This is a genomic window from Micromonospora sp. D93, from assembly GCF_018070365.1.
Classification (GTDB): domain Bacteria; phylum Actinomycetota; class Actinomycetes; order Mycobacteriales; family Micromonosporaceae; genus Micromonospora; species Micromonospora ureilytica.
Genome location: NZ_JAGPXW010000049.1, coordinates 23,540 through 33,208 on the forward strand (window position 1 = coordinate 23,540; position 9,669 = coordinate 33,208).

The 9,669-nt window shown below is 69.9% G+C and carries 8 protein-coding genes and 1 pseudogene; 4 read left to right on the top strand and 5 right to left on the bottom strand.

All coding sequences use genetic code 11. The annotated features are described in order from the left end of the window. The first annotated feature begins 75 nt into the window (after positions 1–75). From KBX71_RS32670 to KBX71_RS32680, 3 genes are all read left to right on the top strand, one after another. Positions 76–2,049: an FN3 domain-containing metallophosphoesterase family protein gene (locus KBX71_RS32670; protein WP_210821554.1), complete on the top strand. Its 1,974-nt coding sequence runs from the start codon at positions 76–78 to the stop codon at positions 2,047–2,049. Between the two features lie 89 nt (positions 2,050–2,138). Continuing rightward, complete coding sequence (locus KBX71_RS32675; protein ID WP_210821555.1) at positions 2,139–3,206, top strand: WxL protein peptidoglycan domain-containing protein; 1,068 nt, start codon at positions 2,139–2,141, stop codon at positions 3,204–3,206. Between the two features lie 165 nt (positions 3,207–3,371). Beyond that, a complete protein-coding gene (locus KBX71_RS32680; protein WP_210821556.1) occupies positions 3,372–4,343 on the top strand; it encodes an NADP-dependent oxidoreductase in 972 nt (323 codons plus the stop codon). 4 nt (positions 4,344–4,347) lie between these two features. Here the strand turns inward: KBX71_RS32680 and KBX71_RS32685 are convergent, their stop codons facing one another. The 5 genes and pseudogenes from KBX71_RS32685 to KBX71_RS32705 form a co-directional block, all read right to left on the bottom strand. Beyond that, the gene (locus KBX71_RS32685) at positions 4,348–4,938 is read right to left on the bottom strand and encodes an HAD family phosphatase (protein ID WP_210821557.1); all 591 of its coding nucleotides are present in this window, start codon (positions 4,936–4,938) and stop codon (positions 4,348–4,350) included. 17 nt (positions 4,939–4,955) lie between these two features. After that, on the bottom strand, positions 4,956–6,212 hold the full coding sequence (locus tag KBX71_RS32690; RefSeq protein WP_210821558.1) for an RNA polymerase sigma factor: 1,257 nt from the start codon (positions 6,210–6,212) through the stop codon (positions 4,956–4,958). 2 nt (positions 6,213–6,214) lie between these two features. Continuing rightward, a complete protein-coding gene (locus tag KBX71_RS32695; protein ID WP_124822484.1) occupies positions 6,215–6,562 on the bottom strand; it encodes a YciI family protein in 348 nt (115 codons plus the stop codon). 213 nt (positions 6,563–6,775) lie between these two features. Continuing rightward, positions 6,776–7,819, bottom strand: a pseudogene (trpS, locus tag KBX71_RS32700) (tryptophan--tRNA ligase); the annotation flags it as partial. Between the two features lie 270 nt (positions 7,820–8,089). Then, positions 8,090–8,560, bottom strand: a complete 471-nt coding sequence (locus KBX71_RS32705; RefSeq protein WP_210821559.1) for a PRC-barrel domain-containing protein — start codon at positions 8,558–8,560, stop codon at positions 8,090–8,092. Positions 8,561–8,716: 156 nt separating this feature from the next. On the opposite strand from KBX71_RS32705, the gene KBX71_RS32710 reads away from it, so the two are divergent. Next, entirely contained in the window at positions 8,717–8,965 is a 249-nt protein-coding gene (locus KBX71_RS32710) for an SCO4848 family membrane protein (RefSeq protein WP_210821560.1), read from the top strand. The last annotated feature ends 704 nt before the right edge of the window (positions 8,966–9,669 follow it).

Consider the following 9,669-nt stretch of genomic DNA (forward strand, 5'->3'; position numbering starts at 1 on the left):
GAAAGCGTGGAATTGCTTCCCCAGCGTCGGGTGAAGGCACAATCCATTTCTCTATTTGAAAAGGGAACAATGTCGATGACATTGAGCACCTCGACACGGGCCTCCGCGCTCGTGCGGCGGCGCCTGGTCGCCGGGGTCGCAGCCGGGTTCCTCGGTCTGGGCGCGGCCCTCGGCAGCGGCCTGACGGCCACCGCGAGCGCTGCCGAGTCCACCACGATCACCGGTGTGGTCCTCGGCGTCGGCGCCAACGAGACCCAGCGCATCGTGAGCTGGTACTCCTCCGCCGACACCGCGCAGAAGATCCAGCTCGCCCCGACCGCCGAGATCGTCAACGGCGAGTTCCCGGCCGGAGCGGTCAGCTTCGACGCCGTTGGTGCGGCGAACACCTCCACCACCGGGTTCAACCGGCACGCCACGATCAGCAACCTGCGCGAGAACACGGCGTACTCGTACCGGGTCGGCGCGGAGGGCAGCTGGTCTCCGGCGTACGCCTTCAAGACGCAGGACTTCGAGGGCGACTACGACTTCCTGTTCTTCGGCGACCCGCAGATCGGCTCCTCCGGTGACCGGCTGAAGGACCAGGCCGGCTGGGAGGACACCCTGAAGGTCGCCACCGCGGCCAACCCGAACGCCGAGCTGCTGGTGTCCGCCGGCGACCACGTCGAGAGCGCCAACGACGAGGGTCAGTGGACCTCGTTCCTGGCCCCCGACCAGCTGCGTCAGGTCCCCCTCGTCGCCACCATCGGTAACCACGACGTCGGCGGCAAGTCCTACGAGCAGCACCACTTCACCCCGAACACCGACCGCTCGGCCCAGTACTACAACGGGGACCAGGCGACCCGGTCAGGCGGCGACTACTGGTTCATCCACAAGGATGTGCTGTTCATCGACCTGAACAGCAACAGCTACGCCAACCCGGCGGACGGCTCCGCCGGCGGCGACGCGGCGCACGTCGCGTACGTCACCGACGTCATCAACAAGCACGGCTCCGAGGCCAAGTGGAAGGTGCTTGTCTACCACCACTCCATCTACTCGCCGGCCAGCCACGCGACCGACACCGACAACAAGCAGCGGCGGGAGGACTTCACCACCGCGTTCTCCAACCTCGGCGTCGACATGGTGCTCCAGGGTCACGACCACAGCTACTCGCGCAGCTACTCGATCAAGAACGGTCAGAAGGAGAACCCGGCCGAGCAGCCTGGTGCTGCCGAGGTTTTCCCCGGCCCGGGCGGCGTCATCTACGTGACGGCCAACTCGGCCTCCGGCTCGAAGTACTACGACATCAAGAAGCCGGACAGCACCGGCACCGGCATCCGTGGCAACGGCCCGGACCCGCTGGACCCGAACAAGTACTGGTACAACTCGTCGCAGAACCAGGAGCACGTCCGCAGCTACGTCAAGGTGCAGGTGCGCGGCGACAAGCTGGTCCTGGCGAACGTTCGCAGTGGGACCTGCGCGGCGCCGAACGCGGCCGTCGAGAAGGGCCTCTCCTGCGTCAACACCCCGGACGGTCAGCCGGTCGGCTCGATCACCGACAAGGTGACGGTGCACCCGTACCACGGTGACGGTCAGGCCATCCAGGTCAACGTGCCGAACCCGGCTCCGGGCGAGTTCGGCTGGACGATCGACGGCTACAACGGTCTGGTCGACCTGGGTACCGCGCAGGAGCGCAACGGCACCTACTTCCAGGCCAACGGCAAGATCAACCCGATCCTCGTGTCGGACAGCCGCCGGTCGCTCGCACCGTGGTCGATCTCGGCCAACGTCGGCGACTTCCAGGACGCCGACAAGACGTTCTCCGGCTCCTACCTCGGTTGGAACCCGTACGTGCTCGACGCCGGCGCGGGCGCCGAGGCCGGTGCCCCGGTCCTGTCGTCGCTCGACGACCAGGGCAAGGGCCTCTCGGTCTCCAGCGGGCTCGCCGCGGCCGCGCAGGGTCACCCGCGCGGCGGCGCCAAGCTCGGCGCTGACCTGGACCTGAAGATCCCGGACAGCATCGCGAAGGGCAGCTACCGCACCACCCTCACGATCACTGCTCTGAGCAGCTGACCGGACTGTTCCATTCGGCGGGGTAGGCACCTTCGGGGCCTACCCCGCCACCGGTTCACCCACTACCAAGATCACCACAAGGACTTGAGATGCAACCGTCCGTAACTCGCTGGAAGACAGCCCTCCGTACCACCGCGCTCTCCCTGCTCGCCGTCGTCGCGGCCGTCGGCGTCGGTGCCGGCCCCGCCCTGGCCGCGGACGGTAACGTCGCCTGGACCGTCCGGACGGCCTCCAACGGCTACGGCGAAGCCCGGTCCAGCTACAGCTACAACGTCAACCCGGGTGGTTCCGTCGAGGACGCCATGGTCGTGGCCAACCGCGGCCCGGCGCCGCTGACCCTCTCCGTGTACGCGGCCGACGGCTTCACCACCGACGCCGGCCAGCTCGACCTGCTCACCAAGGACAAGAAGTCCGTCGCGATCGGCGCCTGGGTGAAGCCGAACGCCGGCAGCGTCGTGATCCAGCCCGGAAAGACCGCCCAGGTTCCGTTCAAGGTCAGCGTCCCGGAGAACGCCACGCCCGGGGACTACGTCGGTGGCATCCTGACCACGCTGACCCAGGCCGACCAGGCTGAGGGGATCAACGTCGACAGGCGCCTCGGCATCCGGATCAAGTTGCGGGTGGGCGGCGAGCTGAAGCCGAACCTCGCGATCGAGAACCTGCACGTGACGTACGCCGGACCGACCAACCCGTTCAGCAAGGGTGATGCCACCATCACCTACAAGGTCCACAACGTCGGCAACGCGGCCCTGTCCGGTAAGCAGGCGGTGACCGTCTCGGGCCCGTTCGGCCTGCTGCGGGTACGGGCCCAGGACGTCGCCGCGCCGCCGGCGCTGCTTCCGGGCGAGAGTTGGAACGTGACGGTGCCCGTACGTGGGGTGGCTCCCGCCATCTCGCTGGCCGCGACCGCGACAGTGACACCCCTGCTCACCGACGCCTCGGGCTCCACCACCTCGCTCAAGCCGGTCCAGGTCACCGCGCACGGCTGGGCCCTGCCCTGGATGCTGGTGCTGGTGCTCGTCGTGCTGATCGCCGTGCTCGTCGGGGCGTACCTGTACCGGCGCCGCAACCGGGCGCAGAGCAAGGCACGCGAGGACGCCCGCGTACGCGACGCCGTCGAGCAGGCACTTCGTGGCCCGGAGCCGCAGACCTCCTGATCGCGGCTCCGGTCAACGGCACGCGGACATTCTCGTGCCCGCCCCGGCTACGCCTGCCGAGCCTGGGCGTTCGTCCTTGTGGGTGAACGACGCTCAGCTCCGGACCACGACTGTCCCCCAGCCGGCATGCTGCGACGGTGACGCCGGCACGGAGAGGGAATCCACATGGTTGACGGGGATGTGCCAGAGCGGATGCAGGCCGCGGCCTTGGATGAGTTCGGCGGCCCGGAGGTGATCACCCTGCGGCAACTGCCGATCCCGCAGGCCGCCGACGACGAGGTGCTGATCAAGGTCTTGAGCGCCGGCGTCGGGGTGTGGGACGCGTACGAGCGGCAGGGTGTGCTGGTGCCGGAGGGCTCGGCGCTCCCGATCGTGCCCGGCTCCGACGGCGCCGGAACGGTCATCGCGGCCGGCGGCAACGTGACCAGCCTGAAGGTGGGCGACCTGGTCTACGTCTCCGCCACGGCCCGCCCGAAGGGCGGCTTCTACGCCGAGTACGCGTCGGTCAAGGCGGAGTACGCGGCGAAGGTACCCGACGGTGTGCCAGCCGAGCACGCCGGCGCCATGCCCACCGACGCGCTGACCGCGCTGGCCGGGCTCGACGCGATCAGCCTGTCGGCCGGCGCCTGGCTGCTGATCTTCGGTGCGAGCGGTGGTCAGGGCCACCTGGCGGTGCAGCTGGCGAAGCGGCAGGGGCTGAACGTGATCGCTGTGGCATCCGGGGCGGACGGCGTCGCGCTGGTGGCCCGGCTCGGAGCCGACGTGTCCCTCGACGGCCACGGCGACATGACCGACGTGCTGGCCACGATCCGGGATGCCGCGCCGGGCGGGGTGAACGCCATCCTGGCGATGGCCGGCGGCGGAACGCTGGACCGGCTCACCGAGGCGCTGGCCGATGGCGGGGTGGTCGCGTTCGCCCACGGGGTGCAGCCGGAGCCGCAGGAACGGCCGGGGGTCACGGTCCGCGCGTACGACGGCGAATCGAACCCTCGACAGTTGCAGCGCCTCAACGAACTCATCGAGGCTGGGCCGTTCGTGGTGCACGTCGCGGAGAAGTTCCCGCTGGGCAAGGTGCGGGACGCGCACAAGCGCCTACAGACGTCCTACGCCGGCAAGCTCCTGCTGACGGTCGCCTGAGACGTCACGGCGTGCGCTGTTGCGGCACGCGTACCGAAGCCATGCCGGCCGCCGTCGCGGCCTGGATGCCCAGGTCGGTGTCCTCGAAGACCAGGCAGGACTCCGGGGGTACGCCGAGCTGCTCCGCCGCGAGCAGGAACGCCTGCGGGTCGGGCTTGGCCCGGGTGTAGTCGTCGGCGCAGACCAGCACGTCGAACCGGTCCAGCAGGCCGAGCGCGTCCAGGGAGGCGGTGACCGACGCGCGGGTGCTGCCGGAGACGACGGCGAACGGGACCCGCCGGTGCGCGTCGTGGATGTGCGCCAGCACCTCGGGCACGGCCGCGAGTTGCGGCAGCAACTCCTGGTAGTAGCTCTCCCGGCGTTCGACGACTGTCGCCACCGGCATGGCCAGACCCTGCTGCTCGTTCAGGGCGACGATGATGTCGGCGGTGGGCCGGCCGCCCCAGGCGTAGAAGAGGTCCTCCGGGAACTCGCAGCCCCACTCCTGCAGGGCCTGCTGCCAGGCCAGGTAGTGCAGCGGCATCGAGTCGACGATAGTGCCGTCGCAGTCGAACAGGTACGCAGCGAACGGGCCGGGAGGCAGAGGCAGACTCACCCGGGGAAGGGTACAGCTCACCCGCCCGTGACGGTCTTCAGCTGTTCGAGCAGGTACGCGCGCTCCGGTTCGGTGCCGACAAGCGTCAACGCGCTGCGGTACGCGGCCGCGGCCTCGTCGTACCGTCCGAGCCTGCGCAGCAGGTCGGCCCGCGCCGCCGGATAGGGATGGTGGCCGCGCAGGCGCGGATCGTCGGCCAACCCGTCGAGCAGCGCGAGCCCGGCCTCCGGCCCGTCCCGCATGGCCACCGCGGCGGCCCGGTTGAGCGCGACGATCGGTGAGGGCACCAGGCCGAGCAGCACGTCGTAGAGCGCCACCACCTGCGGCCAGTCGGTGCTGGCCACGTCGGCGGCCTCGTCGTGCAGCGCGGCGATGGCGGCCTGCAGGCCGTACGGGCCGGGCGCTCGGCCGGTCAGCGCGACCACCACCAGGCCGCACCCCTCCTCGATCATTTGACTGTCCCAGCGTCCGCGATCCTGGTCGTCGAGGAGGATCATGGCGCCGTCCGGTCCGGTACGCGCGTCGCGTCGGGCGTGGACCAGCAACATCAGGCCGAGCAGCCCGGCGACCTCCCGTTCGGCGGGCAGCAGCCGGCGCAGGATCCGGCCCAGCCGGATGGCCTCCTCGGCCAGGTCGATCCGTTGCAGATCCGGGCCGGAGCTGGCCGCGTACCCCTCGGTGAAGACCGAGTAGACGGCCTGGAGCACGGTGGGCAGACGACCGGGCAACTCGTCGGGGCCCGGCACCCGGAACGGGATGCGTGCGTCACGGATCTTCCGCTTGGCCCGGACGAGTCGCTGGGCCATGGTGGCGGTCGGCACCAGGAAGGCCCGCGCGACCTCGGCCGTGGTGAGGCCGGCCAGGAACCGCAGCGTGAGGGCGCCGCGGTCCTGCGCGGCCAGGGCCGGGTGCGCGCAGGTGAAGAAGAGCGCCAATCGGTCGTCGGGCAGGTCACGGTCCGCGTCGGCGGGCGGCGCGTGATCGGCCCGCTCGGCCTCTGCCCGGAGTACGGCGAGTCGGGTCGCCAGCACCCGGTCGCGGCGCAGCCGGTCCACGGCTCGACGGCGAGCCGTGGTGAGCAGCCAGGCGCCCGGCCGACTCGGGACGCCGTCGGTCGGCCAGTGCGTCAGTGCCGCCTCGATGGCCTCCGAGGCGACCTCTTCGGCCAGGTCGAGGTCGCCGAAGCGGCGCACCAGCGAGGCGAGCAGTCGGCCGCGTTCCTCCCGGAACACCGCCTCCACCGACGACCCGACCGCTGCCTTTTCACCCGGCACGGTCAGACCTGCACGTCGATCTCGAAGATCGGACGGACCTGGACCGACCCGGTGCCGATGGCCCCGGGGCTGCGGGCGGCCCACTCCAGCGCGGCGTCGAGGTCCGGCACGTCGATGACGTCGTACCCGCCGAGGAGTTCACGGGTCTCGGCGAACGGCCCGTCGGTGATCGTGCGCTCGCCGCCGGGGCCGACCTGGACTGTCGTGCAGGTGGTCAGGTCCTGTAGCGGATGCCCGGATACCCAGACTCCGGCGTCCTTCATCTCCCGGTCGTAGCGGACCCAGTCCTCGAAGCTGCACCCGTTGTCGACGACCTCCCCGTCGACCATGGGGCTCATGAACAGCAGCATGTACTTCACGTTTCGGCTCCTCTCGGTGCGGCGTGTCGCCGTACAGCATGACGACGCACGGGGGCCGGGGATATCGACACGGCCGGTCAGGTTTCTTGTGGCCGAGCGGCACCCGGCACCGCTGGAGGCCCGGTGGTGTCGCAGCGGACCCGGCGTCACATCGCCGACCGGGCGCCCCGGCCTCAGGTCGAGGCGTCCGCCCGGCGCCGGCTCCGCCCGGCGCCGGCTCCGCTCAGCCCGCCGCCGCACCTGCTGGTACGCGCCGGTCAACCCCATCGCCCGGCGTACCTCGAGCACCGTCTGGCGTACCTCCTGACGGGTCCGTTCCGTGCCCTCGACGATCAGTCGGTCGACCAGGCCCCGGTCGGCTTCGATCTCGGCCCGGCGCTGCCGGATCGGCGCCAGGAACCCCTCCAGCGCGACGACCAGCCGTTCCTTGACCTCCACGTCGCCCACCCGCCCGGCCCGGTAACGCCGGGCCAGGTCGGCCACCTCGTCGCGGTCAGGATTGAAAACCTCGTGGTACGCGAACACCGGGTTGCCCTCCACAGTGCCCGGCACGTCGGCCCGCACCCGGTTCGGGTCGGTGTACATGCCGAGCACCTTGCGACGCACAGTCGCCGCGTCGTCGGAGAGCGCGATCGAGTTGCCCCGGCTCTTGCTCATCTTGGCGGCGCCGTCGGTCCCCACCAGGCTCGGTGTGTCCGCCGGGATCAACTCGGGCACCGGGAACACGGGGCCGTACAGGTGGTTGAACCGCCGGGCGATCTCCCTGGTCACCTCGACGTGCGCGGCGTTGTCCCGGCCGACCGGAACCACCTCGCCCTTGACGCAGAGGATGTCCGCGGCCTGGAGCACCGGATAACCCAGCAGCCCGTACGGCATCTCCTCCTTGCCGGCGTCACGGGCCATGTCCTTGAGCGAGGGCACCCGCTCCAGCCGGGGGACGGTCACCAGGTTCTGGAGGAGGGTGTTGAGGTCGCCGACCTCGGGGATGGCCGACTGGAGGTAGAAGGTGGCCCGCTCCGAGTCGACCCCGGCGGCGAGGATGTCGGTCACCATCTCGCGGGCGTTGCCGGCAACCTGGTCGACGTCCTCACGGCGGTTGCGAGTGGTGAGCATGTGCAGGTCGGCGATGATGAAGAAACTCTCGTAGCGTCGGTGCAGCTTCACCCGGTTGGCGATGCTGCCGACGTAGTGGCCGAGGTGCAGGCGGCCGGTGGGCCGGTCACCGGTGAGCATTCGTGCGACGGACATGGTGGTGCCTCTCGTATCCGAAGGTGGGTCACGCGTGGGCGCGCGCCGAGCAGGGCTGGCTCAGCCCTGCTCGGTCAGCGGGGATCGACTCAGCGAGTCGCCCGCCATCGCGCGCCGGCGCGAAACCGCAGACCACCGGCACGGAGGACGTTCAGAAGTTGCTCACGGCCATCGCCGGAGCTGGTTGGGATCTCGGACACGGCACCGAAGGGGAGGCCGTCGACCAGGTCGACCGCCTCCGGTGCGTAGTTGCCCGTCCGGACCACGGCCTCAGATTACCCGCGGGATGGCACCGGGAGGGGGGAGGTAGCTGTCGGCGTAGTAGGCGCCCACGCGCTCCCGGTACTCCTGGTCGGCCGAAACCGGATCGAACGGTGGCGCGTCCTTGATCTGCTGGCGGGTCCGGTCGACGTACACGACGCGTTCCTCGTGATCCACCCGGTCCACCGTTCCGGCCGGCAGCAACACCTTCTGGCCGAAGATCCACGGCCCGGTGTCCACCACCAGGTGCCCGGCGTCCGCCTCGTCGCTCGTCTCGTCGATCGTGCCGATGCGCCCGTCGCTCGCCTGCACCTGATAGCCCACCAGGTCGACGGGTGTGCCCGGGCCGGCGGCGTCCGGGCCGTCGTGCCCACCCTCCTGATCATCCGGCGGGGTGACCGAGGGCGTGGTCTGCGTATAACCACCGGCCAGGGCGGACGGGTCACGCCAGGCCCAGGGGTTGAAGATCGAGGGTTGCATGGGGCACCTCCAGGGGACGGTCCTCAGCTGTCCCCCCTCGCAATGCCCATCCCGCTGCCGACGGAAACAGCCTGCGCTCTGAGCGGCGGTGCTTCTGGCGAGGTGTGGCAGCGCGCTGGCGTCCGCTGAGCAGGTGCGCTGGCATACTCGGCTGCCATGGTGCTGTCGCGAGGGTGGAGTCTCTTCCTGGTCGGAGTCGGCGTCTGGACCTGGGTGATCTGGCCAAGGTTCGCGGTGGCCATCTGGCAGGACCCGCGGTCCTGGGCATCCGGCACGGTCGCCGACGGAGCAGCCACCAGCTTCCTGTGGGTGCACGCGCTGCTGATCGCCGCGTCCCTGGCAATCGGCACCACAGCGGGCGTCCTCGGGGTCCGGGCCTGGCTCGCCGCCCGACGGACGTCGTGATCGCCCGCCGCCGCTCTGGGATCAGGCCGTCGGTGCCCGTACCGCTGGTAGGCGCCGAGCCCCCGTTCCTGCCGGAGCGGGTCTGACCTGCGAGAACCGTTCGGACGGGCGAATGTGACGCGCGCCGCTACCCGTGGATTTGACGATCAAACCCGCAGACGCGTAACTTTCTCTCTGCCAGCGCGGAACGGGGCAAACGGGACGAAGGTCCTGGAGCACCGAAACGGGATGGCAACCGGGTCAAGCAGGGGTTCGCTCCTGGGAGACGCGGACCGGGCGGGGCTTGCTGGATCGGCCGCGAGGCGGATTTGGTGCGGCGAAGCCGACCGGGTAAGGTTCACGACCGGCAGGGAACCGGGCGAGACTGCGGGAGATCGCAGCGGCCGGCTTGCCGAATCCGACGACCTGACGCAGCGGTTCGCTGCTGCGTGAGTGCGCCGGCGCTGACCCGTACGAAGCATGACAGACCGGGACACACGGTTTGACACGGCGAAGACGGTGAGGTAACGTAGTAAAAGTGCTCGGCGCGAGAGCGACGGGGACACGGTACGGATAGCCCCGGTTGGGGTTCCACTGAGGTGGGGCTTCTGGTCGGTGTGTGGTTGTTCTTTGAGAACTCAACAGGGTGCTTGTAAAGCCAGTGCCAATTATGATTTATACCCCGGACTGGTCAGTTTTTGCTGGCTGGTTGGGATTCCTTTGGC